Below are 24,975 nucleotides of genomic sequence, written 5' to 3'. Positions count from 1 at the left end.
CAGGGCGACTATTAGCGTTACTCGGTTTCTGCGGCAACCGCGCGCTGGGCGAGCGCGCCGCGGCGCGAGTGGGTGGTGAGAAAATAGAGGTAGCCCGCCACCATCAAGCCCACAAACAGCGCGCCGATCTGCGGGTTGAACCACAGCATGGCGATCAGGCAGATCACCGAGCCGCACAGGGCGATGCCGGGGATCAGCGGATAACCCGGCGCACGATAGCTGCGCGCCAGCGTCGGCGCCGTGCGACGCAGTTTAAACAGGCTCAGCATACTCATGATGTACATGACGATGGCGCCAAACACCGACATGGTGATCATTGCGGCGGTCAGGCTCATGCCCTGAAAGCTGATGCCGTCAGAGAAAATCGCAAGAATGCCAACCGCGCCACCCGCCAGAATCGCCCGGTGCGGCGTGTTGAAACGCGACAGCCTGGCCAGCGACGGCGGTAAATAGCCTTCGCGCGCCAGCGCAAAGAACTGGCGAGAGTAGCCCATGATGATGCCGTGAAAACTGGCGATCAGGCCGAACAGCCCAATCCACACCAGCATGTGCATCCAGCGCGAATCGTTGCCGACCAGCATTTTCATCGCCTGCGGCAGCGGATCGTTAATGCCAGAGAGGGTGCGCCAGTCGCCTGCGCCGCCCGCAAACACCATGACGCCAATCGCCAGCACCACCAGGGTTAAAATGCCGCTGATATAGGCGCGAGGGATGGTGCGGCGCGGCTCTTTCGCCTCTTCCGCCGCCATCGCGACGCCTTCGATAGCGAGGAAAAACCAGATGGCAAAAGGAATGGCGGCAAACATGCCGGACACCGACGCCAGCGAGAACGTCTCCTGCCCCGCCCAGCCGTGCGCGACAAAATTCGCCAGGCTGAAGCCCGGCGCCACCACGCCCATAAACACCAGCAGTTCAATCACCGCCAGCAGAGTGACCAGCAGCTCAAAGGTGGCGGCAATGCTGACGCCGATGATGTTAAGGCCCATAAAGATCAGGTAGGCGCAGACGGCGATCAGTTTGGGGTTCACTTCCGGAAACTGCACGTTGAGGTAAGCGCCGATTGCCATGGCGATGGCCGGAGGCGCGAAGACAAACTCGATCAGCGTGGCGATGCCCGCAATCAATCCGCCGGTATCGCCGAAGGCGCGACGGCTGTAGGCAAATGGCCCACCAGCCTGCGGAATGGCGGTGGTCAGTTCGGTAAAGCTGAAGATAAAACAGCTGTACATGGCGGCGACAAACAACGTCGTGACCAGAAAGCCCAGGGTGCCTGCGGCGCCCCAGCCATAGCTCCAGCCAAAATACTCTCCCGATATAACCAGTCCCACGGCGATGCCCCAGAGTTGCAGGGTGCCCAGGGTGGGTTTCAGTTTCTCTTTCATCACGGCGTTCCCCGTCTGTGTAAAGTGAAAAGCGATGGCTAAACAGCTGACGGGTAGATAATGGACACAGCGACCTCAGAAAAACTTGACCGCAGCAAACAGAAACTGGTCGGCTGCGGTCAAGTTGCCCCCGCCCAGGCCGTTGTGGCGCGGCTGAAGTCAATTATTGCCCGCTCTGCTGTCAAGCGTGCAAGGTGGGTTCAGCGCCATGCTGCCTCCACACGCAGAGAACGGGAGCCAGCCATGAGCATTAAGCAATATGACACCTTAAGTAACGACGCCATTCTTCAGCTTGCCCATCAGGCGCTGCAGGCCTATCCCGCCTGTCGGCACGCGGGGGTCAAACTTTTGTGCCGTTCCGAGAACGCGACCCTGACTGTCACCACGCCGCAGGGCCGCTATGCGTTACGCATTCACCGGGGCGATTACCACGCTAAGCAGGACATTGAAAGCGAGCTGCACTGGCTGGACGCCCTTCAGGCTGATGGCATCTGCGTGCCGGTTGCCGTAAGCGACGCGCAGGGTCAGCGCATCCAGACTCTTCCCCTGGCTGATGGCGGTGAGCGCTATGCCGTGCTGTTTCACTGGATCGAGGGCGATATGCTCACCGATGCGGTGGATCCGGCGGCTTTTCGTCAGCTAGGCCGCATCACCGCGCAGCTGCACCACCACAGTCGGCGCTGGCAAAAGCCGCAATCTTTTCGCCGTATCGTCTGGGATCATCACAGCATGGTCTCTCCTGCGGGCCACTGGGGCGACTGGCGTGATGTGGCGGGCTTAGCGCCGTCACAACACGGCGTCATCGAAGAGACGCTGGCCCACGTGGGCCGTGAGATGGCGGCCTTTGGTCAGTCGGCCGATCGCTACGGCCTGATCCACGCCGACCTGCGGCTGACCAATCTGCTGGTTCACAAAGGCGAGACGCGGGTCATCGATTTTGATGACTGCGGTATGGGCTGGTATCTGCACGATCTTGCCGCGGCGATCAGCTTTGTCGAGCATCATCCCAGCGCTCCGCAGTGGGTAGAGAACTGGTTAAACGGCTACGAGCAGGTGGCGCATCTGGGCGATGAGGAGCGCGCCATCATCCCGTCAATGCTGATTCAGCGCCGCATTCAGCTGACGGCCTGGGTGGCCTCCCACAGTGAAACCGAGATGGCCCGCAGCCTGGGCGACGGCTGGGCCGATGATACGGTGCGCCTCTGCCGCCGCTACCTTGAAGGCAGTTCTTTGCCGATTGGGGTTTAGCGCACTCTGGCGGTGCCTGCGTGACCGCTCGCTGTGCAAAATGGGCAGAGACGGCGCTAAGTGGCTGTTATCACGCGCTCGACGGCTGGTATGTTTTTTGCAGAAGCTAAAGATCTCTTGTTTCAGGCGGAAAACATCATGACCAGCAGATTTCCTGAAGTCGCGCTGACGACCCTCTCCAGCGCAGGCAGCAGTCACCGTGGCGTCCTGTCGGCCGCTGCGACAGGACTGGGTGATTTCATTAACGCTCAGGGCGGCGATGTGGATCGCATTTTTGGCATCAGCGGCATCGATCCCGATACGCTCGCCTGCCCGACGCTGAGTCTGGATCTGGTGAATTACTGCCGGGTGCTGGAAGAAGCCGCCAGCCAGGCGGGCGTGGACAATTTCGGATTGCAGTATGGTCATCAGTTCCGACCGCAGTCGCTGGGGCTGATCGGCTATATCGGCCTCTGTTCGGCCACGCTGGAGCAGGCGCTGCGCAACGTGGTGAATGCGTTTCCCTGGCATCAGCACAATACCTGTATCCGTCTGACGGAGCACGGCGACTGCTGGCAGCTCGACTATCAGGTGCGTCACGGCGCCATCCTCTTGCGCCGTCAGGATGCGGAGCTGACGCTAGGCATGTTTCTTAACCTGATCCGCCACGCTGCAGGACGGCACTGGGCGCCGCGCGAAGTCCATTTTGAGCATCCGCGCCCTGAGCACTGGCATGAGCACTGTAAGGTGTTTGATGCGCCGGTCTATTTCGATCAGCCGTTTAACTCGATGATGATTGCTAAAACGGATCTGAGCCGCAAAATGCCGGATCACGATCCCATGCTGCTGCTGGTGATGCAGGACGCCATCCGTCGACTCAGCCCGCCGGTGATTGCTCAGGATACCGTTAATCAAACCCGCACCGACATTCATCTGCAGCTACTGAGCGGCGAACCCTCGCTGGAGATTATCGCCGAGAAACAGGGGTTATCGGCCTGGTCGCTACAGCGGCGACTGCGCGACAAACAAACCTCTTTTTCCGCGCTGGTTGACAGCGTGCGCAAAGAAATGGCGACGCATTATCTCAAACAGCACCATTTGTCGGTGTCAGAAATGGCGCTGCTGCTGGGCTACTCGGAAGTCAGCGCTTTTTCACGCGCGTTCCGCCGCTGGTTCGGCTGCAGCCCGCGCGACTGCCGTAAATCACAAAACGGCGTTTTGCTCTGAGGGCGTGACGGTTATGCGCGCCGATGCCTGCGGCGAGGTGAACAGCGGCTTTTGACGGCTTTTCCGGGTATCTCCCCTGCTCGCCCCTCGCCGCGCCTTGCAGAAGCAGACGTAAAAAATGTGCCATTCTGATCGACAGGCCATTATCCTCTGTTACATCACCAACCGGCGATGTCAGTCACCCTGAGGATTTTGCTATGACCCCTTTTTATCAACTCTCTGCCACCAGCCTGAGCGGCCAGCTTATCCCCATGGCCGACTACGCTGGCAAGCTGGTTCTGGTGGTGAATACCGCCAGCCACTGTGGATTTACGCCGCAATACGCAGGACTGGAATCGCTCTACAAGAAGTACGCCGCTCAGGGTCTGGTGGTGCTGGGTTTTCCCTGCAACCAGTTTGGTAAACAGGAGCCCGGCGGCGCTGACGCCATCGCGCAGACCTGCCACATTAACTATGGCGTGAGCTTCCCGATGTTCGCGAAAGTCGAGGTCAACGGCGCCTCCGCGCACCCGCTGTTTCGTTACCTGAAAAATGAACTGCCCGGCGTGCTGGGCGGACGGATAAAGTGGAACTTCACTAAGTTTCTTATTGGACGCGACGGCACACCGCTGGAGCGTTTTGCTCCTGTCACTACGCCAGAGAAGATGGAAGCGGTGGTGGTGGCTGCGCTGGAAGGCTGAGGGGGTGTGTTGTTGGGAGGATCCCTTTTGCTAGGCGGCTGCGTTGTGTCTGCTTTGTGCCAAAAAAGGACTTTTGCACTTTTAACAACATATCAATGCATCTAAAACAGATTACAAACCCTGATTAGCAATTATTTACTTCTTGAGCCTTTAAAAAAGCGGGTCGGCTCATTGCCCTGAGTATATAGCTGTCGATCTCTTTGGCGATTTCTAATCCACACAGTTTCGCCCATAACAGCGTATGTGAAAGGAAAATATCTGCTAGTGTAAAATTTTTACCTGCAATCCATGTTTGAGTGGGTTTAAAGCGAACTTGGGAGATAGCCTGACTGGCTTCATTTTTAAAGTAACTTATTAAATCTGTGGATCGTTGATTTACTGGAGTGAAGACGATTTGTTTGAGCAATCCCCAGACAGGGGCTTCTAAATCGGATAGAGTAAAGCTTAACCACGAATTAACTACGGCCTTTTCTTCAACGTTTGTGGGGTAAATAGATATGTTTTTATGTTTTTCACACAGATAAATACATATGGCTAAGGTTTCACTGATTGACACCTTCCCATCTGTCAAAAAGGGAACTTTTCCAAATGGATGTGGTGATTTCACGGCAGGAGCAGGGTCCAAAAGGTCGACTCTGATTGATTCGTAAGTTGCTCCAATTTCTTCCATTGCCCAGAGCACTCTTAAGGATCTACTTTTAGGGTAGGTATAGATTTTCAATTCATTATCCCTTTGTTGTGAGAATATTTTTATAAGGCATGTGAATACCCAATGTCAAAAAGTCCGCCCCTTGCTCAAAGCGGACCTTACTTCACAGGATCTATACCAGCAGCAAATGCTGCAAACCGAAGATAGAAGCGCCCTCTTCCGTTTGCCTTTAAGTCTGGCTGCTGCTTCTCACGCTGCCCACCTGAGCAACAGCGCAGCCTCTACCCTGTGAGTCTAACTTTTCATCCGTGCTCTTCACCCCAGCGGCTTTTTGCAGTGCATCTTCATTCATCACATAGGGGATCCACTGCGCATCAGGCGCGCCCCCATGCTTTTGATAGAAGGCCTCCGCCTTGTGGTTTCCGACCATCACGTCCCATTTTAGTCGGCCGGCGCCCTCAGCCAGAGCCCAGGCAGCCACGTAGCGAAAAAGCGCAGAACCTACCCCTTTACCCCTGCTTGCGCCATCGACAAAAAACTCCTTTAGCACCAGCGTGCTTTTCAGATCAAAGGTAAAGCGGATAACTATCATCACGGCATAGCCAACAATGTTGCCGTGACACTCGGCGACAAAAATATGACATTGGCGATCGGGCCCAAAAGCGCGCGTCAATAACGCCTGTTCGTCAACGTTAAAGTCATTGATATAGCGCTCGAACTGCGCCAGTGAACGCATCTGTTCCAGCAGAGCAGGGATATCGCCGGGCAGCGCCGCTCGTATGTTGATCGCAGGGTTTAACATTCGCAGGCGAATCCCGTACCAGCCTTCTCGTTACTTCCCCCCTGCAGCGGCAGCCCTTCGTCAACCCAGCCGGTCAGCCCGCCGATCATCTCTTTGACCGCGAATCCCAGCCCCGCCAGACGAACCGCGGCGCGATGAACGCCGTTACAGTGCGGCCCTGCGCAATAGACCACAAACAGCGTGTCGGGCGCATAGTCGGCCATCCGCTGCTCAGACATCGTGCGCGTCGGAATATTGATCGCGCCTGGCACATGCGTGGCCAAAAAGGCGTCATGGCTTCTGACATCGACCAGCACATAGTCGACGTTGCCCGCTGTCTGGCTCTGGTGCACATCAGAGCAGTCGGTTTCAAAGGCCAGGCGACGGCTAAAATGCTGCAGCGCTTCGGCAGGAGACGCGGGGGCAATTTCACTGATTAAACTCGGCATGATGATTCTCTCTCTTGGCTGAATGTCTGCTGATTGTATGAAGCGGCATTCATCTGAGACAGTGGCGCCGCCGACAATAACCGGTAGTTTTCCGCCAATATTGGGTCAGGCAGGCGAGAGAGAAAGGTTGATTGATGTGGAAGCATTACATGGCAGTATGCTTATGCGATACCGCGCCAAAATTACTTGTCGTCAGATAAAAGAGCATGCTAATTGTCCGCTTTGTGCACAAGCGGACAGAACTGATTTGGAGCAGAGGGATGGGTCGAAGCAAGGCGCAAAAACAGCATGTCCAGAGGACAGCTATTAAGCGCTGTTTATTCGGGTGAACTGTTGCTCAGTAAGAGTGCTGCCCCACTGGTCGCCGTCCCATTCTTTCGACAATTCAAATCCGAATGATTCATACAACTTTCTTGCTGGGGTAAGTTTATCAAAAGTCCATAATTGTACTGCGGAGAACTTCTGCTCATCACAAAATCTCATCGCCTCTGTAAGGAGTTTTCTACCCACTCCACTGCCACGGCATCCATCGTCAAGAATGAACCACCGCAGATGCGCCTCATTATTTCCCAAATCCTCACCGTCAATGGCCACTGAGCCAACTATGCGCTCGTTCACTATTGCCAGCCAAATCTGATTACAGGATTTATCCAGACGAGCCGAAAAATCAGCAAGACCTGTGGCAACTTTCGCTTCAAAAAAGTGGCCAAAGTTATGCTCTCTGGCGTAGTAGTCTCCATGCATTTCAGTAATGCGGCCAATCATACCTGCATGATAACCCGTGACGATGTTGACGCTTTTGCGCACTTTTCCTTCACTGTTTTCGCGGCAGGCTTTCAGCGCGCTGGCATATGAACAAAGGCCCTGTGATACAGCCTGCTGGGCAAACGGATCGAGCTTACCGAGCGCTGCTGCTACCCGTTGGTCAGCGTAAGCATTTATGTTCTGCACTGTATCTCTGCCCTTTCCGGTCAGGCTTATCAGCTTCGTCCTGGCATCATCAGGAGACATATTTTCTTCAAGTTCTCCGGCCTCAACGAGTTTAGCGAGCATGCGGCTAACGCTGGACTTTTCAAGTCCCAAAATCTGTACCAGTTGCGCGGCTGTCATTGCTCCATGAGCTTCAACCTCAAGCATGGAGTGAACCGCTGAAGGCGGATAATCAGTTGCAGCCAGATTTTGATTCATGAAACCCAGTTCTCGCACCATTAGACGTGATGCCGCACGTATGTTTTTTATCTTCTGTCGTTCTGAGAGCATTAAAGTTATCCTTCAAAAATGGTTGTACAATACAACCATTTGTGTCCCGGCTTTGTCAATCCCTTAATCCATACCTACTTTTCGCGCATATCTGCTCAGCCCGCTTGTGGCTTCAACTTACTCGTCGGTATTCTCGATCTTGATTACGGGCTTAATCAAAGGATCAGCCTAAAACGGGCGGTGGGTACCATTCTCTGTATGCTGACTGGCGTAATAATGTTTGGCATCCTGCCGCTTCATGACTGAGTGATATACACTCTCGGGACAGCCCCCTTTCCGCCTCAAGGAGAATGACATGTCAGTTTCGGCTCGTAATCAGCTGCATGGGCAGGTTTCGGCTATTCATCCCGGCTCCGTTAATGATGAAATTGAAATTACCCTCGATAACGGGGGAAAACTGGTTGCAGTAGTGACCAGCAGCAGCCGAGTCAGGCTGGGCCTGGAGCAAGGCAAAGAGGTGATAGCGCTGATCAAAGCGCCCTGGATTATTCTCGCGTCTGAAGAGAGCGGCCTGCTGTTTTCAGCCCGCAATCAGTTTGCGGGCCAGGTCACTTCGCTGGAAAAGGGCGCGGTCAATGCCACCGTCCACCTTCTGACCGATGACGGCGTCAGCCTGACGGCCGTTATCACTAATGAAAGCAGCGAAGAGATGGCTATCAGCGAGGGCAAAAGGGTCGTCGCCCTGATTAAAGCCTCTTCGGTGCTGCTCGCGGTAAAACAGCCCGCCGCTTCGGCATAAACTTTCCCTCTAGCGTGGCCGGCGGTGCAGGCACAGGCCGCCGCCGCACCGCCGGCCACGTACGCTACGGCGCCGCCGTAACGCCCGCCTCAGCTAAACAGCCCTTCAGGACGCCAAACGCATCCTGACACTGCCGTTCATTGACGCAGGCGTAGCCGAGCAGCAAGCCGCGCTGGCTCTGCTGATGCATATAGTACTGCGACAGCGCGCGGACCTTAACGCCGCGCTTCAGCGCCTGGGCGGCAATCGCCACATCGTCACAGCCGGCGGGCAGCCGCAGCACCAGATGTAATCCAGCCTCATGGTTTGCCTGCGGTAAAAAAGAGGGCCCCAGATAGCGCTCAATCAGCCGGCATAAAAACTGACGCCGCTGGCCATAGAGCAAGCGCATGCGGCGAATGTGATCCATGTAATGCCCCTGCCGAATAAACTCGCCCAGCGCGCGCTGTATCAGCAGATGACCGCCGCGATAAAGCTCGGCCGCCGCCGTGCGCAGCGGGTCGGCCAGCATCTTCGGCACCACCATGTAGCCAATGCGCAGCGCCGGATAGAGCGTCTTGCTGAACGTCCCCATATAGATCACCGGAGCGTCCTCCTCCAGCCCCTGCAGCGACGGCCAGGGCTTGCCTGAGAAGCGAAACTCGCTGTCGTAATCATCCTCGATAATCCAGCTCTGGTGACGCCGCGCCAGCGCCAGCAGCGCCTTACGCCGCGCCAGGCTCAAGTGAGCGCCTAACGGATACTGATGCGACGGCGTGACAAACACCATGCGCGGCGGCGGCCCGGAGGCGGGCACGATCCCCTCCTCATCCACCGGCACGGCGCGAATTTTCAGGCCATTTTTACGCAGCACATTGCGCGTGCCCCAGTAGCCGGGTTCTTCCATCCAGACCAGGTCGCCGGGATCGCCCAGCACGCAGCTCACCAGATCAACCGCCTGATGGATCCCTTCGGTGATCAAGATTTGATCGGCATCGGCCTTAACCGAACGCGCGACGCGCAGGTACTCCGCCAGCGCGTGGCGCAGATCGGGGCAGCCGCCGCCGCTGCTGTAGATCAGCCGGTGCACATCGGGATCGCGATTGAGCCTGGCCTGAATCTGGCTAAACAGCTTATGCGGAAACTCGGTGACGTCGGGCGCGCCGGGCACGAAGGCGCCCCACTGATAAGGAGAGGCGGTGGCGTGGCCTAACAGCATCGCGCCGCGTTTTGACAGGGTCGCCGGTAGCGACGTGGCCGCCGGCTGGAGCAGCTCGACGGCCTGGCTCTGCAAACAGATTTCCGGCAGCGTTTCCGCCACCCAGGTGCCGCTGCCGGTACGCGCCGTCACATAGCCCTGCGCCATCAGGCTGTCATAAACATGCAGTACGGTGTTGCGCGACACCCCCAGCTCGCGTGCGATATCACGCGTGGGCGGCAGACGCCCGCCACGGGGAAATACCCCCTCAATAATTGCGGCCTGAATGCAGGCCAGCAGTCGCTGCTGCAACGAACCACTCTGTAAACCCTGTAGTCGTTCTAATAGGTGATCGGCATAAAGCAGCTGCAATTGGCTCCCTCCTCCTTGCTGAAATTGGCTCTGGCAACTTAGCGCCTGACGCGCATAAATAGACGCGTTTGTCGTGAATTGTAAAGAAAACATATCAGCGAGGTTAATAAGATGAACGCGCAAAAACGTCTGATGCCGCATCGGCATCGACCCGATCGCCTGGTATGTCATCACGCCCTGATGGCCTTACTCTCTCCGGCTCGCTGCGGCGCGCCTGCCCCCCTGCTCGTCCTGGGCGCAAACGCCCTGGGAACCGTTCTGGAGACATGTTGATGACGAGTATGCAGACGTCGAATGAAGATGCCCTGGCCCAAAACCTCAAGCCGCGCCATGTGCGCATGCTCTCTATTGCGGGCGTGATTGGCGCCGGCCTGTTTGTGGGGTCCGGCCACGCCATTGCCGAAGCGGGCCCGGCGGTACTGATCGCCTACGCCGCCGCTGGCGCGCTGGTGGTGCTGATTATGCGTATGCTGGCGGAAATGGCAGTCTCGCTGCCCGATTCCGGCTCTTTCTCTACCTATGCCGACCACGCGCTGGGCCGCTGGGCGGGCTTCACCATTGGCTGGCTTTACTGGTGGTTCTGGGTGCTGGTTATTCCGCTGGAGGCGAACGCGGCGGGCACCATCCTGCACGCGTGGTTCCCGCAGGTGGCCATCTGGCAATTTACCCTCGCCATCACCCTGATTTTGACCGCCACCAACCTGCTGAGCGTGAAGAACTACGGCGAATTTGAATTCTGGTTCGCGCTGCTGAAGGTCACGGCGATCATTCTGTTTTTAGGCGCCGCCGGCCTCGCCGTGCTCGGCTATATGCCCAACAGCAGCACCAGCGGTTTGCAGCATCTTTACGATACGCAAGGGTTTATGCCGAACGGCATGGAAAAGGTGATGGCGGCGATCCTGACCACCATGTTCTCCTTTATGGGCACCGAGATTATTACTATCGCGGCCGCTGAATCGAAAAACCCCGGCAAGCAGATTACCCAGGCGACCAATTCGGTGATCTGGCGTATCGCGCTGTTTTACCTGCTGTCGATTTTCTTCGTGGTCGCGCTGGTGCCCTGGAACGCGCCTGGGCTAAGGGAACAGGGCTCCTACCAGACCGTGCTGCAGGCTATGAACATCCCGCACGCCAAACTGATTGTCGACGTGGTGGTGTTGATCGCCGTCTGTAGCTGTCTCAATTCAGCGCTCTATACCTCTTCACGCATGCTCTACTCGTTGTCGCGTCGTAAAGATGCGCCGGCGGCGGCGTCACGCACCACGCGCAGCGGCACGCCCTGGATTGCGGTGCTGCTCTCAACGGCGACCGCCTTTGTCGCGGTGGTGGCGAACTATCTGGCGCCGAGCGTGGTGTTTGAGTTTTTGCTGGCAAGCTCTGGCGCCATTGCGCTGCTGGTTTATCTGGTGATCGCCGTCTCGCATCTGGTGCTGCGCAAGAAACGCGAAAAAGCGGGCGAAACCCTGAGCTACCGCATGTGGCTGTTCCCTGGCCTCACCTGGCTGACCATTCTGTTTATCCTTACCGTGCTGGTGTGCATGCTGTTCAACGCGCAGCATCAGAGCGAACTGCTGGCGACCGGCGCCCTGACGCTGGTGATTATCATCGCCAGCCTGCTGATGCCGCGTAAAAAACAGCAGCAGCAGAAAGCACGCGTCTACGCCGTGCGCTCCTCCGAAAACGCCTGACCCGCACCGGGGCGCGACGGCCTGTATGGCTAACGCGCCTCCTCTTCTCGCCCGCCTGGTTGAGCGAACGCACCGCGCCTTCTACCCTTAAACAAACTCTTGAGAGCGGAGGCGAGATGACAGGCGGTCAACACAGTGCAGTAATCTTCTTTGACGTTAACGAAACCCTGCTGGACACCACAGAACTCAAAGCTTATCTGGCGCGACGGCTCGACAACCGGCCGGATCTCGCCGAAGGCTGGTTTACGTCCCTTTTGCACTACTCGCTGGTGGAGTCGGCGACCGGCAGCTGGCACAGCTTCGGCGAGATTGCGGAAGCGGTGCTGCAGATGACGGCTGAACGCTACGGCATCACCCTGCGCGACGATGGCCGCTCGGTTGCTGAGACGCTGGCGGCGATGCCGGCCCATTCCGACGCCGCTGACGGCCTCTCTGCCCTGCGCAACATGGGCTATACCCTGGTGGCGCTCACCAACTCCTCGGCGGCGCTGGCAGAAGAACAGCTTGACGCCACCGCGCTGCGGCCCTTTTTCAGCCGGGTGCTTAGCGTGGAGCAGCCGCAACGCTACAAGCCGGATCTGCGCGTCTATCAGTGGGCCATGAGCGAGATGGGCCAGCCCGCCGCGCAATCGCTGATGGTGGCGGCGCACGGCTGGGATGTGGGCGGCGCCAAACGGGCGGGCATGCACACGGCATTTATCGCCCGCAAGGGTCAGGCGCTCTACCCGCTGGCGCCCGCGCCTGACTATGTGGTCAGCGACCTGCGCCAGCTGGCGACGCTGATTAAACCGTTGCGCTAAGTCTGTTTATCAATGGAGCCAGGCCGCACCGCCAGGCGAGCAAACAGGAGAAAAAATGGCAGACTTCGACCTGCATAAGTTTCTGATTAACGACCAGCCCTACACCTTTCTGTTTGAAGTGATCATCCGCGTGTTTATCGCCTACAGCGTGGTGTTTATTTTCCTCAAAATCTCCGGCAGACGCGGCGTACAGCAGCTGTCGCTGTTTGAAGTGGTGATCATACTGACGCTGGGCTCTGCCTCCGGCGACGTGACCTTTTATGACGACGTGCCGGTTCTGCCGGTGATCATGGTGTTTGTGGTGCTGCTGCTGCTCTATCGCCTGACCACCTGGGCGATGTCCCACTCGCCTGCGCTGTCGAAGCTGATTGAGGGCGACGTCGTCACGCTGATTTCTCATGGCAAATATGTCGCGGCCAACCTCGACAAGCTCAATATTTCCGAGGATGAATTCCTGATGGAGCTGCGACAGGACGGCGCGGAGCACCTCGGTCAGATCCGCCTCGGCCTGGTGGAAGTGGATGGGCAGCTTAGCCTCTACTTCTATAAAAACGAGGATGTGGTGCCGGGCCTTTCGGTGTTGCCGGCAGAACATCGCCCCTGCTTTACCCTGATCCCCCATGACGGCCGCTACGCCTGCAACCGCTGCGGCCTGACGCAACCGCTGCGCGCCGGCGACCAGCTCGACTGCCCGGAGTGCGGTCGCAACGTCTGGTCGCTGGCGCTGGAAACGCGGCGCACCTGAACGGATTAACCCTTTTTATTCAACCGGGAGACGCAGATGAAACAGCTGGTAATGATTTTTTTACTCGGGATGGGCGCGGTCGCCGCGACGGCCTGCGCGCCGCGTCCACATGACGCGCCAGCGCCGCCACACGCGCCCAGCGGGCAACAACCGCCAGGCGCGCCGGGCGGCAGCGGCCCGGTCGGTCAGCCGCAATCCTGAGCAGAAAAACGTAACAAAAGCGTAAGCATCCAGCATAACCGTCGGGCTTTGCTACGCTTTAGTGAGTGCTAACCCAAAGGAGACGAACTATGTCAGGAAAAATCGAAGATACCGTAAAAGAAGTTGCCGGTGCCGCTGAGCAGCAATGGGGCGAAGCCACCGATTCTCCGCGTCATCGCGTTCGCGGCGCAGCGCGCCGTTATTCCAACCAGGCGTCCTATGCTGCGCGCGACGCGGCTGACTGCATTAAAGACCAGGTTCAGTCCAATCCGCTGGCCGGTCTGGCCGTGGCGGCGGGCGTCGGCGTCTTTATCGGTTTCCTGCTGGGCCGTAAATAACCCAGCGCGCCTTCTCGCGTGACGCGAGAGGCCGGGAAGGGGCAGCCGTCCCTTCCCTTCTCTTTCTGCTACTTCTGCGCCTTCTGCAATATCGTCATCCGTCCTGCCAGCGCACGCGCTATCGCTTTTTGCCGATAAGGCGTCAGCTTTCGCCACGTCTGTGCCTCTTCCCGGCTGCGCCCGCATCCCTCGCACCAGCCTGTTTTCCCGTCAAACACGCATAAATCAATACAGGGCGATTTTACCGCCATACCACACCTCCAGTGAGTGAGTTGCAAACCGCCCCGTAAGGCCGTAGAATTTACGCCTATATACTATACCCCAGTATAGTAACGATCAACGGGAGATCTGGAATGGGACATACCCTGAAAAACCAAAAAAGCCTGCTGACCCGCGTACGCCGCATCAAAGGCCAGGCGGCCTCGCTGGAAACAGCGCTGACGTCAGGTGAAGAGTGTCTGAAGGTGCTGCAGCAGGTAGCAGCAGTGCGCGGCGCCGTTAACGGGCTGATGAGCGAGCTGCTGGAGGGCCATATCCGCGAGCATCTGATGAATGAAGAGACCACGCCGCAGGCGCGCAGCGACGATATGGAAGCGATTGTCGCGGTGATCCGCTCCTACCTGAAATAGCCCCCTCTGAGAGAAAAACATGCTCTGGCTTATCTCAAAATATGCGATCACCGCCTTTATGGTGGTGCTGATTTCCGAAACCGCGAAGCGCAGCGATCGCCTTGGCGGCCTGCTGGCGGCCCTGCCGCTGGTGACCGTGCTGGTACTGATCTGGATGAAACTCGAAGGCCAGGCGCAGGAGAAGATCGCCGCCCACGCCTGGTACACCTTCTGGTATGTGGTGCCGACGCTGCCAATGTTTATTCTGTTTCCGTTTCTCTACCAGCGCACCGGCTTCTGGCCGACGCTGGGCCTCTCCTGCCTGCTCACCGTCGTGCTCTTTGCGCTGTGGGCCTTGCTGTTAAAGCGTTTTGGCATTGCGCTGATGTAGCGGCGGCTAGAGCCGCTGCTGCGCCACGCCTTTCTCCAGCGTCATCAGCGCCGGAATGGTGACCAGCGCCGTCGCCATCACATACCAGGCGGGGATATCCAGATTGCCGGTCTGCTTCATCAGGCCGGTGATAATCAGCCCCGCGCAGCCAGAGAACAGCGCATTCGACAGCGAATAGGCCAACCCCAGCCCGGTGTAGCGCACGTGGGTGGGGAACATCTCCGCCAGCATCGCCGGGCCGGGCCCCGCCAGCATCCCCACGAGAGCGCCCGCGATAAACACCACCAGCGCGCTGACCGCCAGCGAAGTCGCTTCAGCCTGCAAAATTTTTAGCAGCGGGAACGCCAGCAGCAGCAGCAGCACGCTGGCGACCAGCATCACGCAGCGGCGTCCGAGGCGATCGCTGAGCCAGCCCGCAGGCAGGATGGCGGCGGCAAAGCCGAGGTTAGAGATCACCGCAATCAGCAGCGCCTGGTTAAAGCCGGTGTGCAGCGCCGACTGCAAATAGGTCGGCATGATCACTAAATAGGTATAGCCCGCCGCCGACCAGAGCATCACGCGCGCGATCGCCAGCAGGATAATCTTCACCGTCTGCGCGGCGTCGGCGCGCGGCCGCGGCTGCTGACGCTGGCGCATAAAGCTCGGCGTCTCCTCCATGCTCAGCCGCAGCCAGAGCGCAATCAGCCCGAGCGGCAGCGCCAGCAGAAAAGGCACGCGCCAGCCCCACGCCAGCATCGCCTCACCGCTCAGCTGCGCCGAGAGCAGCGCCACCACGCCCGCGCCCGCCAGCAGCCCCAGCGCCACGGTAAAGGATTGCCACGCGCCGTAGAGCCCGCGTCTGCCCGGTGGCGCGAACTCGGTCATCAGCGACACCGCGCCGCCATATTCGCCGCCCGCGAACAGGCCCTGCAGAATACGCAGCCCGGTGAGGATCAGCGGCGCGGCGACGCCCAGCGCGGCGCTGGTCGGCACCAGCCCGATTAGCGTGGTCGCCAGCGTCATCAGCAGCAGCACGGCGATCAGCGTCGGCTTGCGGCCGATGCGGTCACCGATGCGGCCGAAAATCACCGCGCCGAGCGGACGAAAAAAGAAGGCGATGGCGAACGAGGCGTAGGTCAGGATCAGGCTGCTGAGCGCCGAGGCGCCCTGCAGCTGAAAAAAGTTCTGGGCGATCAGCGTGGCGAGAAAGCCGTAGACGGCAAACTCGTACCACTCGATAAAGTTGCCGACCGATCCGGCAACCAGCGCGCGGCGCTGGCGCTGCGCCAGCAGCTGAGGGTTTTCCACAGAGGTATCCTTAATAACGGGCCGCTCAATGGGGTCAAGTATAGGCGCGCGCCGTGCGTCTCACCTCAGCGCGGCGTTTCCATGCGAAAGCCGATGCCGAGCAGGCGGCCAAAGACAAAGCGCAAAAACGGCCACTTGCGCAGCATGCCCGGCATCGGGTTTTTACCGCTGCCTCCCGCCTTTTTGCGGCTCATTTTAATCTGCAAAAACTGGGTGGCGACGGTGGGAAACTGGCGCCGTTTCTGCACCCGCGCCAGATCGCGCAGCGTGACCCTGCCGCGCCGCAGCGACGGCGTCAGCAGGTTGGCGGCGGCCACCGCGTCCTGGATCGCCAGATTGACGCCAACCCCGCCGATGGGCGACATCGCGTGCGCCGCATCGCCAATGCAGAGCAGCCCCGGCTTCATCCACTTCTCCAGCCGGTCGATGCGAATCAGCAGCAGCCGGATCTGCGACCAGTCGTCGATCGCCTCCAGCCGCGCGGCGCTGAACGGCGCCACAGCGGCGATGCGCTGCTTCAGCGCCGCCAGCCCGCTGCGCTGCAGCGCCTCAAACTCCCCTTTCTCGATGGTGAAGCCGCACTGCCAGTAGTCGCCGCGATCGATAACGATAAAGTTCTGGCGCGGCCCGGCATGGCCGCTGCCCATCACGGGATCGTCCGGCTGCTTGTCGAGACGGAACCAGATGACGTCGCGCGGCGCGCCAAACGACCGGCTGGTCAGCCCCGCCTGCGCCCTGACCGCCGAATGGCGTCCGTCCGCGCCGATCACCAGCTGAGCGCGGATGGTCAGCGGCTCGCCGTCGCGCAATGCTGTGACGCCGCACACCCGATCCTGTTCGACGATTAGCTCGCTGAGCGCGGTCGAGGTCAGCAGCGTAAAGCCGGGAAAGGCGGCGCATTCGCCCGCCAGAAAGTTCAGAAAGTCCCACTGCGGCATAAAGGCGATAAAGCGGCAGCGCACCGGCAGCCGCGAGAAGTCCGCCATCGTCACCTCTTCGCCGCCCATCTCCGCCTTCAGCGTCTCCGCGCGCTGATGCGGCAGCGCCAGCAGCTTCTCCAGCAGGCCAAGATGGTGCATCACCTCCAGCGTCGAGGGGTGAATGGTGTCGCCGCGAAAATCGCGCAGGAAATCGGCGTGTTTTTCAATGACCACCACCTGCAGGCCCGCGCGCGCCAGCAGATATGCGGTCATCAGCCCCGCCGGGCCGCCGCCGACGATGCAGCAGTCAGCGGAAAGCGTGTGTTGTGACATAGTGGCTCCTCGGTTATCGCCACACAGTGTAGGCCAGCTGTCAGCCATAAAGTACAGAGCAGTTGCAGGGATATTGCCGTCTGGCTTGAACGATCCCGTCTGGCTGCCAGGCTTAAGGGTAATGTTAATACCCCCACAATAAGGAGAGAGCATGTCGAGATTTACTGGAAAAGTCGTCGTTGTCACCGGGGCGGGATCGGGTATTGGTCAGGCCACGGCGCTACAGTTTTCCCGTGAAGGCGCGGCGGTGGTGCTGGTCGGCAGAACCGAGGAAAAGCTGCAGAAAACCCTGTCCCAGCTGGCGACAGGCGATCATCTGGTAGCGCCGTGCGACGTCGCGAACGTTGACCAGGTCAAGGCGCTGCGCGATCGCGTCGCCGAAAAATATGGGCGCGTCGACGTGCTGATCAATAACGCGGGCAGCGTGGTGCAGGGCCGCATTCACGAGGTGCAGCCGGACGACTGGCGCAAGCTGATGCAGGTCGATCTGGACGGCGTCTACTTCTGCATCCACCACTTTATGCCCGACCTGCTGAAAACCCAGGGCAACGTGGTCAATATCTCGTCGGTCTCCGGCCTCGGCGGCGACTGGGGCATGAGCGTCTATAACGCGGCGAAAGGCGCGGTCACCAATTTCACCCGCTCGCTGGCGATGGACTACGGCGCCGACGGCGTGCGCGTCAATTCTATCTGTCCCGGCTTTACGCTGACCGATCTGACGGAAGATATGAAGGATGACGAGGCGCTGCTGGAACGCTTCTACGACCGCATTCCGCTGCGCCGCGCCGGTCAGCCGGACGACATCGCCAGCGCCATACTGTTTATCGCCAGCGACGACGCGCGCTATATCACCGGCGTCAATCTGCCGGTCGACGGCGGCATCACCGCCTCCAACGGCCAGCCAAAACAGGCATAACGCGCCCCGGGCGGCATGGCATGGTGCGATGCCGCTCAGGCTCAGGAGAGAATATGAACCAGGATTATCTGATTTTCGGCGCAGGCTATCATGGCGAAGTAAAAAGCTTCGAAGCCGGCCAAGTGGAAGTAGAAGTCGAGATCAAAGCGCCGGAAGAGACCGAGAGCAGCACCTCGCCGAACCGCGCCGAGCTGCAGCGCTACGTGCTGCCGGTAACGGTGATCGCCGTGGACGGCAAACGCTATAACGTGGCGACGGAAGAGAACCCCAGCGAAGATGAAGTCAAACAGGCGGTCGAGCGCTGGCAGGCGCAGCCGATTCAGGCCGACGAACTGCTGTAAGCCGCTGGGGCGCGGCGTCGCCTGGCTTCAGACGCCCGCCTCAGCCTTCTGCATCTCCACCAGCACCAGCGGACACTTCCTCACCTTACAGGCGTGGCTGTAGGCCAGCGCGCACACCGAACAGAGATCGCCCTCTGACTCATATTCATACTCCGTGAAATAACGAACGCCGGCGCGCTGTGACTGCGCGGCGCGGAATGACGCTTCAGCCAGAATCAGATCCAGCTCCCGGAAGGTCAGCGCGGAGGGATTATGAAATCCCACTTTGATTCGATAAGTAGCCATGCTGCGATTATTCCCGGGCCGGACGCTGGCCGCCAGACGGTAATAGTATTTGGTGTGATAGCTGCGGATTATCAGCGAGATAATCCGCAGCCGGCCGTTACGCCGCGTCGCCTGTCGCGGTTTTATCCGCTTCGCCGAAGCGCTCGCGCATCAGGGTTTCGATCTGCTCCAGCGATTTGCCGCGCGTTTCCGGCAGCATAAGGATGACAAACGCCAGCGACGCCACGTTGATCGCCGCGAAGATAAAGAAGGTGCTGTTGCCGGCCAGCGCCAGCAGCGGCGGGAAGGCAAAGGCGACCGCCGCGTTGCAGATCCACTGGAAAGAGACCGCCGCGCCGGTCAGCACGCCGCGCACCTGCATCGGGAACAGCTCTGACATCAGCAGCCAGTAGACCGGCGAAATGCACATCTGCATAAAGAACAGGAACAGCATAATGCAGGCGAGCGCCAGCAGGCTCTGCGTCAGGTTCTGCGGCATAAATACCAGCACCGACCCGAGCGCCAGCTGCGCGGCGATCACCACGCAAAGGCCGGTGATCAGCATCGGACGGCGGCCGAAGCGGCCAACCGCGCGAATGCCCGCCATCACCGCCAGCACCGAGACCACGCCGTTGCCGATGGTGGCGGCGATCGAGGCGCTGGTGCCCATGCCGGTGGTTTTCAGGATAATCGGCGTGTAGTACATAAAGGCATTGACGCCGGTGAACTGGATCACGATGCCCATACCGGCGCCCAGCAGCAGCAGGCGCACCACCCACTTCTCGCGCAGTAGCTCGCCGGCTGACGGGCCGCGCTCCGCCTCGCGCGCCTGTTTGCGCATCGCCGCCATCTCTTTACGCACCTCGCGCGGGGTTTCGCGCAGCCTTTTCATGATGCGCATCGCCTCTTTGACGCGCCCTTCCGCCACCAGCCAGTGCGGTGAAGCCGGCACGAAGAAGGTGCCGATAAACAGCAGCGCGCCGGGGATCATCGCCAGCGCCAGCATATAGCGCCACATTTTCGGATCGTGCAGCAGGTAGCTCATCAGGGCGCTGACCACGTAGGCGAGCAGCTGGCCTGAGACGATCATCAGCTCGTTGCGGCTCACCAGCGGCGCGCGATGGCGCGGACCGGCGATCTCGGCGATAAACACCGGCACGGTGGAGGATCCGCCGCCTACCGCAATGCCGAGCAGCAGGCGCATGGCGATCATGATCTCAACGTTGGGTGCCACGGCGGTGCCGATGGCGCCCGCGACAAACACCAGCGCCAGGCTGCGCAGGGTAATACGGCGGCCGAAGCGATCGGAGACGTAGCCGCTGAGAAACGCACCGACCGCGGCGCCGAAGATCAGCGAAGAGGTCACCAGCCCTTCGGTGAACGGCGAGAGATTGAGGCCGCCCTGATCGGGCGGCAGCGTCATATAGGGCAGCGCGCCGGAAATTATGCCGGTGTCGTAGCCAAAGGCGAGCGCGCCCATGGTTGCCACCAGCACGACAAAAAAGAGCCGCTGGCGAACGGTATCGGCCGACGGCGCGCCGTTATCGGTTGATTCAGGTTTAGTCTGATCCACAGTCACTCCATGAGGTTTAACATCCTGAATTTGCGCACAATTCCACCAACTCAGGCAAGAGTAACAAGTATAGATGCACTTTTGGATTTGTGACGGAGGTCACCTAAATTTCCGGCGGGCGCGATAATGCCCGCCGCGCGGCCTCAGCAACTCCTCCAGCGTGGACTATGATTGATTTTCGTATGGCGTCGTAGAGAGCCGCATACGGCGCGGCCGCAGCAGACACGCGTGCCGCCGACGACGTATCAGAATCGTTTCCGTCTTACCCTTTGCAGCCTGCATCGCCGGACCTGAGCCGCGCGGTGTGGTTTATCGATCACTTTTGATTCAGACGAGGTTATTGAATGGAGTCAGCACACTTTTCCAAGAGCTGGGGCGCTGAAGTTGTCGCCGACGATGCCGTTCGCTTTCGTCTCTGGGCACCCGGCCAGCAGCAGGTGACGCTGCGCCTTAACGGCCAGGAGACGCCGATGCGTTCGGCTGAGGATGGCTGGTTCGAACTGCTTGCCGATGGAGTCGCGCCCGACAGCGAATATAACTTTGTACTGGCTGACGGCACGGTGGTGCCGGATCCCGCTTCGCGCGCGCAAAAAGAGTCGGTCAACGGCCCGTCGCTGGTCGTCGATCCCACGCGCTATCGCTGGCAGCATCAGGACTGGCAGGGCCGCGCCTGGGAAGAGAGCGTGGTGTACGAGCTGCATATCGGCACCTTTACCCCGCAGGGCACCTTCCAGGCGGCGATTGAAAAGCTGCCCTATCTGGCGGAGCTGGGCATCACCATGATCGAAGTGCTGCCGGTGTCGCAGTTCGGCGGCAACCGCGGCTGGGGTTACGACGGCGTGCTGCTCTATGCGCCGCACGCCGCCTACGGCACGCCTGACGACTTCAAAGCCTTTATCGACGCCGCGCACGGTCACGGGCTGTCGGTGGTGCTGGATATCGTGCTGAACCATTTCGGCCCGGAAGGCAACTACCTGCCGCTGCTGGCGCCCGACTTCTTCCACAAAGAGCGCGCCACGCCCTGGGGCGCAGGCATCGCCTACGACGTCGACGCCGCGCGCCGCTATATCGTGGAGGCGCCGCTCTACTGGCTGCAGGAGTACCGCCTCGACGGGCTGCGCTTCGACGCCATCGATCAGATCGAAGATACCTCTGAGAAACATGCGCTGATTGAGATCGCCGAGCGCATTCGCGCAGCGATCACCGACCGGCCGATCCATCTCACCACCGAAGACAGCCGCAACGTAGTGTTCCTCCATCCGCGCGATGAACAGGCCAACGCCCCGCTGTTCAGCGGCGAATGGAACGACGACTTCCACAACGCCGTCCACGTCTTCGCCACTGGCGAAAGCCACGCCTATTACCAGGATTTCACCCCGCACCCGGAAAAATATGTCGCCCGCGTGCTGGCGGAAGGCTTCGCCTATCAGGGCGAAGTCTCACCCCACAGCGGCGAGGCGCGCGGCGTCGACAGCCGCGGCCAGCCGCCTGCGGCCTTTGTCGATTTTATCCAGAACCACGATCAGGTCGGCAACCGCGCGCTGGGCGAAAGGCTGATTAGCCTTACCGGCGCGGATCGCAATAAGGTGCTGCTCGCCACGCTGCTGCTCTCGCCCCATATTCCGCTGCTGTTTATGGGCGAAGAGTATGGCGAAACCAATCCCTTCCTCTTCTTTACCGATTTCCACGGCGATCTGGCAAAAGCGGTGCGCGAGGGACGCGCGAAGGAGTTCGCCGGTCACGCCGGGCATGAAGGCGAAAGCGTGCCGGACCCAAACGCGGAAGAGACCTTTACCCGCTCGAAGCTCGACTGGAACAAGCCGCAGAGCAGCGAGGGCAAGGCCTGGCTGCAGCTGTCGCGCCGTCTGCTGGCGCTGCGTCAGCAGCATATCGTGCCGCTGCTCGCCTCGGCGCGCGGCCATGCTGGCCGCGTGGAGCGCAGCGAGGCGGGTTTTATCCAGGTGAGCTGGCGCTTCCCGGCCGGCACCCTGTCGCTGGCGCTCAATATCGGCGAGAAAACGCAGCCGCTGCCTGAGCAGCCCGGCGAGACGATTTTTGCCTGGCCAGAACAGAGCCGCGATCTGCCGCAGAACGCCATTATCGTGCGCCTGCAAAAGGGAGACGCCCAATGAGTATTCCTGCCTCGACCTACCGCATTCAGTTTCGCAACGGCATGACCTTCGACCGCGCGGCGGCGCTGGTGCCCTATATTAAACGGCTCGGCATCACGCATCTTTACGCCTCGCCGATCTTCACCGCCACCCGCGGCTCGACCCACGGCTACGACGTCACCGACGCCAATGAAATCGATCCGGCGATTGGCGGCCGCGCCGGTTTCGACCGGCTGGTGGCGACGCTGCAGCAGGCGGGCCTTGAGCTGATTATCGATATCGTGCCGAACCATATGGCCGCCTCGCTGGAGAATGCCTGGTGGCGTGACGTGATTGAGCACGGCGAGCAGAGCCGCTACGCGCGCTACTTCGACATCGACTGGACGCGCCGCCTGACGCTGCCGTTTTTAGGCGACAGCTTTGACGCGGCGCTGGAAAAAGGCGAAATCGCCATCAAGGCCGATCCGGCCAGCGGCAAACCCGCCTTCGCCTATTACGACAGCTTTTATCCGCTCTCGCCGGCGAGCTGGCAGGGAGAGGAAGCGGAGGTGCTGGCGCTGACCGACAAGGCGCAGATCGCCGCGCTGCACGAGCGCCAGCCCTATCGGCTGATGTCGTGGCGCGACGCGCCGCGCGACCTCTCCTACCGCCGCTTTTTTGAAATCACCGGGCTGGCGGGCGTGCGGGTGGAAGATCCCGTGGTGTTCGACGACAGCCACCGGCTGATCCTCGAGCTGGTGCATTCGGGCGCGGTGACCGGACTACGCGTGGATCACGTCGACGGCCTGGCCGATCCCAAAGGCTATCTGCAGCAGCTGCGCCAGCATGCCGGCGCCGAATGCTATATCACGGTGGAGAAAATCCTCGGCGAAGGTGAACAGCTGCCGGCGGACTGGCCGGTTTCCGGCACCACCGGCTATGAATTTATCGCCTCGCTCTCCGATGCGCTGGTGGATGGCCGACAGATCGCCGCGCTGCGCCAGGCCTACGACCAGACGGTCGGCGCGCCGGTGGATATGCGCGCCGAGTTGCGCGCCGCCAAGCAGCTGATGGCGGACAAAAACTTCGAGGGCGAATTCACCACGCTGCTGAAGCTGGCGGGCGCCATCGCCGAGGCGTCCGGCGAGACGCTGCAGGAAAGCGACCTGCGCGCCGCGCTGCGCGAGCTGCTGGTGGCCTTCCCGGTCTATCGCAGCTACGGCACCCCGGCGGGCATGCCGCCGGAAGGCGCGGCGCTGCTGCGGCGCGTGGCCGACGCGGTGCGGCGCGACGCGCCCGGCCTGCAGCCTGCGGCGCTGGATCTGCTGCTGCGCATTATGATCGGCGATCTCGATGCGGCCGTCACCCACGACGCCGCCACCTTCCGCACCCGCTTTCAGCAGCTTACCGGCCCGCTGATGGCCAAGTCGGTCGAGGACACGCTCTTTTTCCGCCAGCATATGGCGCTGGCGCTGAATGAGGTCGGCGCCGAGCCGCTGCCGCGCCCCTTCTCGCTGGCGCGCTTTCACGACGAAATGCAGACGCGGCGCGAACGTCAGCCAGACGGCCTGACCGGCACCTCTACGCACGACACCAAGCGCGGCGAAGATGCGCGCGCGCGCCTCTACACCCTGACGGAGTCGCCGCAGCGCTGGGCGCAGCATGTGGCGCGCTGGCGGCAGATGAACCACGACGCGGTGGTGGCGCTCGCCAGCGGCCCGGCGCCGGAACCGGCGGTAGAGTGGATGCTCTACCAGGCGCTGGCGGGCGTCTGGCCCGCTTCCGGCGCGCCCGACGCCGCCGAGCTGGCAGCTATCGAACCGCGCTTTACCGGCTTTGTCGAGAAGGCGCTGCGCGAGGCGAAGCTGCGCACCAACTGGGCGGACGGCGACGAGGCCTATGAAACAGCGGTGCTCGATTATGCGCGCCGCCTGCTCTCGCCGGATAACGCCGAATTCCTCGCCGACTTCAGCCAGGCGCTGCTGCCCTTTATCGCCGCCGGGCTGATTAACTCCCTGAGCCAGACGGTAATCAAGCTCACCGCGCCAGGCGTGCCCGATATCTATCAGGGCAGCGAAGCGCTGAATTTCAGCCTGGTCGATCCCGACAACCGTCTGGAGCCGGACTTCGACGCGCTGCAGCGCATGCTGGACCAAACCGGCGATTTCTCCGCGCCGGAAGGGTGGCAAAGCGGCCAGCTCAAGCAGCAGGTTATCGCCACGCTGCTGCCGCTGCGCCAGCAGCACGCCGCGCTGTTCCGCCACGGCGACTATCTGCCGCTGGTGATTGGCGGGACCGAGGCGTCGCACGCCCTCGCCTTTGCCCGCACCGATGCGCAGCACGCGCTGATCGTGGTGGTGCCGCGCCTCGCCTTTGCCCGTCAGCGCTACGGCGAGAGCACGGCGATCGCCCTGACAGAGCCGCTGGCGCAGCGCCGCTATCGCAATGTTTTTACGGGAGAAATGTGTGACCTGACCGATCGGCTTAGCCTTGTCGCGCTTAACAGCGGCGCGCCGCTGGTGCTTATCAGCGTCTGA

Annotated in this window: 26 protein-coding genes; 15 read left to right on the top strand and 11 right to left on the bottom strand. The window is 60.4% G+C overall.

Features of this window, described 5'->3' with window-relative positions; all coding sequences use genetic code 11:
- Positions 1–17: 17 nt before the first annotated feature.
- The gene (gene eat / locus B2J69_RS18515; RefSeq protein WP_081141101.1) at positions 18–1,382 is read right to left on the bottom strand and encodes an ethanolamine permease; all 1,365 of its coding nucleotides are present in this window, start codon (positions 1,380–1,382) and stop codon (positions 18–20) included.
- A gap of 243 nt (positions 1,383–1,625) precedes the next feature.
- Here eat and B2J69_RS18510 point away from each other — a divergent pair, with 243 nt between their 5' ends.
- From B2J69_RS18510 to B2J69_RS18500, 3 genes are all read left to right on the top strand, one after another.
- Complete coding sequence (locus tag B2J69_RS18510; RefSeq protein ID WP_081141100.1) at positions 1,626–2,630, top strand: phosphotransferase enzyme family protein; 1,005 nt, start codon at positions 1,626–1,628, stop codon at positions 2,628–2,630.
- Positions 2,631–2,768: 138 nt separating this feature from the next.
- Positions 2,769–3,836, top strand: a complete 1,068-nt coding sequence (gene qhpR, locus B2J69_RS18505) for an AraC-like transcriptional regulator QhpR (RefSeq protein ID WP_081141160.1) — start codon at positions 2,769–2,771, stop codon at positions 3,834–3,836.
- Between the two features lie 197 nt (positions 3,837–4,033).
- On the top strand, positions 4,034–4,516 hold the full coding sequence (locus B2J69_RS18500) for a glutathione peroxidase (RefSeq protein ID WP_081141099.1): 483 nt from the start codon (positions 4,034–4,036) through the stop codon (positions 4,514–4,516).
- 124 nt (positions 4,517–4,640) lie between these two features.
- Here B2J69_RS18500 and B2J69_RS18495 read toward each other — a convergent pair whose 3' ends face one another.
- The 4 genes from B2J69_RS18495 to B2J69_RS18480 form a co-directional block, all read right to left on the bottom strand.
- Entirely contained in the window at positions 4,641–5,237 is a 597-nt protein-coding gene (locus tag B2J69_RS18495) for a glutathione S-transferase family protein (RefSeq protein WP_081141098.1), read from the bottom strand.
- A gap of 157 nt (positions 5,238–5,394) precedes the next feature.
- A complete protein-coding gene (locus tag B2J69_RS18490) occupies positions 5,395–5,967 on the bottom strand; it encodes a GNAT family N-acetyltransferase (RefSeq protein ID WP_081141097.1) in 573 nt (190 codons plus the stop codon).
- Positions 5,961–6,395, bottom strand: coding sequence for a rhodanese-like domain-containing protein (locus B2J69_RS18485; RefSeq protein WP_081141096.1), 435 nt, complete (start codon positions 6,393–6,395; stop codon positions 5,961–5,963). Before B2J69_RS18485 ends, B2J69_RS18490 begins: the two co-directional genes overlap by 7 nt.
- A gap of 306 nt (positions 6,396–6,701) precedes the next feature.
- Positions 6,702–7,655: a bifunctional helix-turn-helix transcriptional regulator/GNAT family N-acetyltransferase gene (locus B2J69_RS18480; protein WP_081141095.1), complete on the bottom strand. Its 954-nt coding sequence runs from the start codon at positions 7,653–7,655 to the stop codon at positions 6,702–6,704.
- A gap of 295 nt (positions 7,656–7,950) precedes the next feature.
- Between B2J69_RS18480 and B2J69_RS18475 the strand changes: the two genes are divergently transcribed.
- Positions 7,951–8,394: a TOBE domain-containing protein gene (locus B2J69_RS18475; RefSeq protein WP_081141094.1), complete on the top strand. Its 444-nt coding sequence runs from the start codon at positions 7,951–7,953 to the stop codon at positions 8,392–8,394.
- Positions 8,395–8,458: 64 nt separating this feature from the next.
- Here the strand turns inward: B2J69_RS18475 and pdxR are convergent, their stop codons facing one another.
- A complete protein-coding gene (pdxR, locus tag B2J69_RS18470; protein ID WP_201789482.1) occupies positions 8,459–9,943 on the bottom strand; it encodes a MocR-like pyridoxine biosynthesis transcription factor PdxR in 1,485 nt (494 codons plus the stop codon).
- A gap of 272 nt (positions 9,944–10,215) precedes the next feature.
- Between pdxR and gabP the strand changes: the two genes are divergently transcribed.
- The 5 genes from gabP to B2J69_RS18450 all read left to right on the top strand — a co-directional run bounded on the left by gabP (position 10,216) and on the right by B2J69_RS18450 (position 13,715).
- Positions 10,216–11,631: a GABA permease gene (gabP, locus tag B2J69_RS18465; RefSeq protein WP_167376590.1), complete on the top strand. Its 1,416-nt coding sequence runs from the start codon at positions 10,216–10,218 to the stop codon at positions 11,629–11,631.
- A 116-nt stretch (positions 11,632–11,747) separates the two neighbouring features.
- The gene (locus B2J69_RS18460; protein WP_081141092.1) at positions 11,748–12,431 is read left to right on the top strand and encodes a haloacid dehalogenase type II; all 684 of its coding nucleotides are present in this window, start codon (positions 11,748–11,750) and stop codon (positions 12,429–12,431) included.
- 55 nt (positions 12,432–12,486) lie between these two features.
- On the top strand, positions 12,487–13,176 hold the full coding sequence (locus tag B2J69_RS18455; RefSeq protein WP_081141091.1) for a YetF domain-containing protein: 690 nt from the start codon (positions 12,487–12,489) through the stop codon (positions 13,174–13,176).
- 36 nt (positions 13,177–13,212) lie between these two features.
- Positions 13,213–13,377: a hypothetical protein gene (locus tag B2J69_RS24210; RefSeq protein ID WP_167376588.1), complete on the top strand. Its 165-nt coding sequence runs from the start codon at positions 13,213–13,215 to the stop codon at positions 13,375–13,377.
- An 89-nt stretch (positions 13,378–13,466) separates the two neighbouring features.
- Entirely contained in the window at positions 13,467–13,715 is a 249-nt protein-coding gene (locus tag B2J69_RS18450; protein ID WP_081141090.1) for a DUF883 family protein, read from the top strand.
- Positions 13,716–13,783: 68 nt separating this feature from the next.
- Here B2J69_RS18450 and B2J69_RS18445 read toward each other — a convergent pair whose 3' ends face one another.
- Positions 13,784–13,966 carry a DUF1289 domain-containing protein gene (locus B2J69_RS18445; RefSeq protein WP_081141089.1) on the bottom strand — a complete coding sequence of 61 codons (183 nt, stop codon included), beginning with the start codon at positions 13,964–13,966 and terminating at the stop codon, positions 13,784–13,786.
- A gap of 102 nt (positions 13,967–14,068) precedes the next feature.
- Between B2J69_RS18445 and B2J69_RS18440 the strand changes: the two genes are divergently transcribed.
- Together B2J69_RS18440 and B2J69_RS18435 are read left to right on the top strand one after the other, a co-directional pair.
- Positions 14,069–14,344 (top strand): metal/formaldehyde-sensitive transcriptional repressor, encoded by a 276-nt coding sequence (locus tag B2J69_RS18440; protein WP_081141088.1) that lies wholly within the window; start codon positions 14,069–14,071, stop codon positions 14,342–14,344.
- Between the two features lie 19 nt (positions 14,345–14,363).
- The gene (locus B2J69_RS18435; RefSeq protein ID WP_081141087.1) at positions 14,364–14,714 is read left to right on the top strand and encodes a DUF3147 family protein; all 351 of its coding nucleotides are present in this window, start codon (positions 14,364–14,366) and stop codon (positions 14,712–14,714) included.
- A gap of 6 nt (positions 14,715–14,720) precedes the next feature.
- Here the strand turns inward: B2J69_RS18435 and B2J69_RS18430 are convergent, their stop codons facing one another.
- Both B2J69_RS18430 and B2J69_RS18425 read right to left on the bottom strand, forming a co-directional pair.
- Positions 14,721–16,001, bottom strand: coding sequence for an MFS transporter (locus B2J69_RS18430; RefSeq protein ID WP_081141086.1), 1,281 nt, complete (start codon positions 15,999–16,001; stop codon positions 14,721–14,723).
- A gap of 65 nt (positions 16,002–16,066) precedes the next feature.
- Positions 16,067–17,254 (bottom strand): FAD-dependent oxidoreductase, encoded by a 1,188-nt coding sequence (locus B2J69_RS18425; RefSeq protein WP_081141085.1) that lies wholly within the window; start codon positions 17,252–17,254, stop codon positions 16,067–16,069.
- A gap of 151 nt (positions 17,255–17,405) precedes the next feature.
- Between B2J69_RS18425 and B2J69_RS18420 the strand changes: the two genes are divergently transcribed.
- Together B2J69_RS18420 and B2J69_RS18415 are read left to right on the top strand one after the other, a co-directional pair.
- Entirely contained in the window at positions 17,406–18,170 is a 765-nt protein-coding gene (locus tag B2J69_RS18420) for an SDR family NAD(P)-dependent oxidoreductase (RefSeq protein ID WP_081141084.1), read from the top strand.
- A gap of 53 nt (positions 18,171–18,223) precedes the next feature.
- Positions 18,224–18,511, top strand: a complete 288-nt coding sequence (locus B2J69_RS18415; protein WP_081141083.1) for a hypothetical protein — start codon at positions 18,224–18,226, stop codon at positions 18,509–18,511.
- A gap of 27 nt (positions 18,512–18,538) precedes the next feature.
- Here B2J69_RS18415 and B2J69_RS18410 read toward each other — a convergent pair whose 3' ends face one another.
- Together B2J69_RS18410 and B2J69_RS18405 are read right to left on the bottom strand one after the other, a co-directional pair.
- On the bottom strand, positions 18,539–18,796 hold the full coding sequence (locus B2J69_RS18410) for a hypothetical protein (protein ID WP_081141082.1): 258 nt from the start codon (positions 18,794–18,796) through the stop codon (positions 18,539–18,541).
- 97 nt (positions 18,797–18,893) lie between these two features.
- Positions 18,894–20,348 carry a sugar porter family MFS transporter gene (locus tag B2J69_RS18405; protein ID WP_081141081.1) on the bottom strand — a complete coding sequence of 485 codons (1,455 nt, stop codon included), beginning with the start codon at positions 20,346–20,348 and terminating at the stop codon, positions 18,894–18,896.
- 344 nt (positions 20,349–20,692) lie between these two features.
- Between B2J69_RS18405 and treZ the strand changes: the two genes are divergently transcribed.
- Both treZ and treY read left to right on the top strand, forming a co-directional pair.
- A complete protein-coding gene (treZ, locus tag B2J69_RS18400; protein ID WP_081141080.1) occupies positions 20,693–22,480 on the top strand; it encodes a malto-oligosyltrehalose trehalohydrolase in 1,788 nt (595 codons plus the stop codon).
- Complete coding sequence (treY, locus tag B2J69_RS18395; RefSeq protein ID WP_081141079.1) at positions 22,477–24,975, top strand: malto-oligosyltrehalose synthase; 2,499 nt, start codon at positions 22,477–22,479, stop codon at positions 24,973–24,975. The genes treZ and treY overlap by 4 nt, the downstream gene beginning before the upstream one ends.

The sequence above is a fragment of the Pantoea latae genome (assembly GCF_002077695.1).
Lineage (GTDB): Bacteria > Pseudomonadota > Gammaproteobacteria > Enterobacterales > Enterobacteriaceae > Pantoea > Pantoea latae.
The sequence above is the reverse complement of the archived record's forward strand: the minus strand, read 5'-3'. Positions and strand labels throughout refer to the sequence as shown.

What these genes read in the sequence shown, in the direction of transcription:
- eat (WP_081141101.1), bottom strand. Translation starts at nt 1,382, where the DNA reads ATGAAAGAGAAACTGAAACCCACCCTGGGCACCCTGCAACTCTGGGGC.
- B2J69_RS18510 (WP_081141100.1), top strand. Translation starts at nt 1,626, where the DNA reads ATGAGCATTAAGCAATATGACACCTTAAGTAACGACGCCATTCTTCAG.
- qhpR (WP_081141160.1), top strand. Translation starts at nt 2,769, where the DNA reads ATGACCAGCAGATTTCCTGAAGTCGCGCTGACGACCCTCTCCAGCGCA.
- B2J69_RS18500 (WP_081141099.1), top strand. Translation starts at nt 4,034, where the DNA reads ATGACCCCTTTTTATCAACTCTCTGCCACCAGCCTGAGCGGCCAGCTT.
- B2J69_RS18490 (WP_081141097.1), bottom strand. Translation starts at nt 5,967, where the DNA reads ATGTTAAACCCTGCGATCAACATACGAGCGGCGCTGCCCGGCGATATC.
- B2J69_RS18485 (WP_081141096.1), bottom strand. Translation starts at nt 6,395, where the DNA reads ATGCCGAGTTTAATCAGTGAAATTGCCCCCGCGTCTCCTGCCGAAGCG.
- B2J69_RS18480 (WP_081141095.1), bottom strand. Translation starts at nt 7,655, where the DNA reads ATGCTCTCAGAACGACAGAAGATAAAAAACATACGTGCGGCATCACGT.
- B2J69_RS18475 (WP_081141094.1), top strand. Translation starts at nt 7,951, where the DNA reads ATGTCAGTTTCGGCTCGTAATCAGCTGCATGGGCAGGTTTCGGCTATT.
- gabP (WP_167376590.1), top strand. Translation starts at nt 10,216, where the DNA reads ATGACGAGTATGCAGACGTCGAATGAAGATGCCCTGGCCCAAAACCTC.
- B2J69_RS18460 (WP_081141092.1), top strand. Translation starts at nt 11,748, where the DNA reads ATGACAGGCGGTCAACACAGTGCAGTAATCTTCTTTGACGTTAACGAA.
- B2J69_RS18455 (WP_081141091.1), top strand. Translation starts at nt 12,487, where the DNA reads ATGGCAGACTTCGACCTGCATAAGTTTCTGATTAACGACCAGCCCTAC.
- B2J69_RS24210 (WP_167376588.1), top strand. Translation starts at nt 13,213, where the DNA reads ATGAAACAGCTGGTAATGATTTTTTTACTCGGGATGGGCGCGGTCGCC.
- B2J69_RS18450 (WP_081141090.1), top strand. Translation starts at nt 13,467, where the DNA reads ATGTCAGGAAAAATCGAAGATACCGTAAAAGAAGTTGCCGGTGCCGCT.
- B2J69_RS18445 (WP_081141089.1), bottom strand. Translation starts at nt 13,966, where the DNA reads ATGGCGGTAAAATCGCCCTGTATTGATTTATGCGTGTTTGACGGGAAA.
- B2J69_RS18440 (WP_081141088.1), top strand. Translation starts at nt 14,069, where the DNA reads ATGGGACATACCCTGAAAAACCAAAAAAGCCTGCTGACCCGCGTACGC.
- B2J69_RS18435 (WP_081141087.1), top strand. Translation starts at nt 14,364, where the DNA reads ATGCTCTGGCTTATCTCAAAATATGCGATCACCGCCTTTATGGTGGTG.
- B2J69_RS18425 (WP_081141085.1), bottom strand. Translation starts at nt 17,254, where the DNA reads ATGTCACAACACACGCTTTCCGCTGACTGCTGCATCGTCGGCGGCGGC.
- B2J69_RS18420 (WP_081141084.1), top strand. Translation starts at nt 17,406, where the DNA reads ATGTCGAGATTTACTGGAAAAGTCGTCGTTGTCACCGGGGCGGGATCG.
- B2J69_RS18415 (WP_081141083.1), top strand. Translation starts at nt 18,224, where the DNA reads ATGAACCAGGATTATCTGATTTTCGGCGCAGGCTATCATGGCGAAGTA.
- B2J69_RS18410 (WP_081141082.1), bottom strand. Translation starts at nt 18,796, where the DNA reads ATGGCTACTTATCGAATCAAAGTGGGATTTCATAATCCCTCCGCGCTG.
- treZ (WP_081141080.1), top strand. Translation starts at nt 20,693, where the DNA reads ATGGAGTCAGCACACTTTTCCAAGAGCTGGGGCGCTGAAGTTGTCGCC.
- treY (WP_081141079.1), top strand. Translation starts at nt 22,477, where the DNA reads ATGAGTATTCCTGCCTCGACCTACCGCATTCAGTTTCGCAACGGCATG.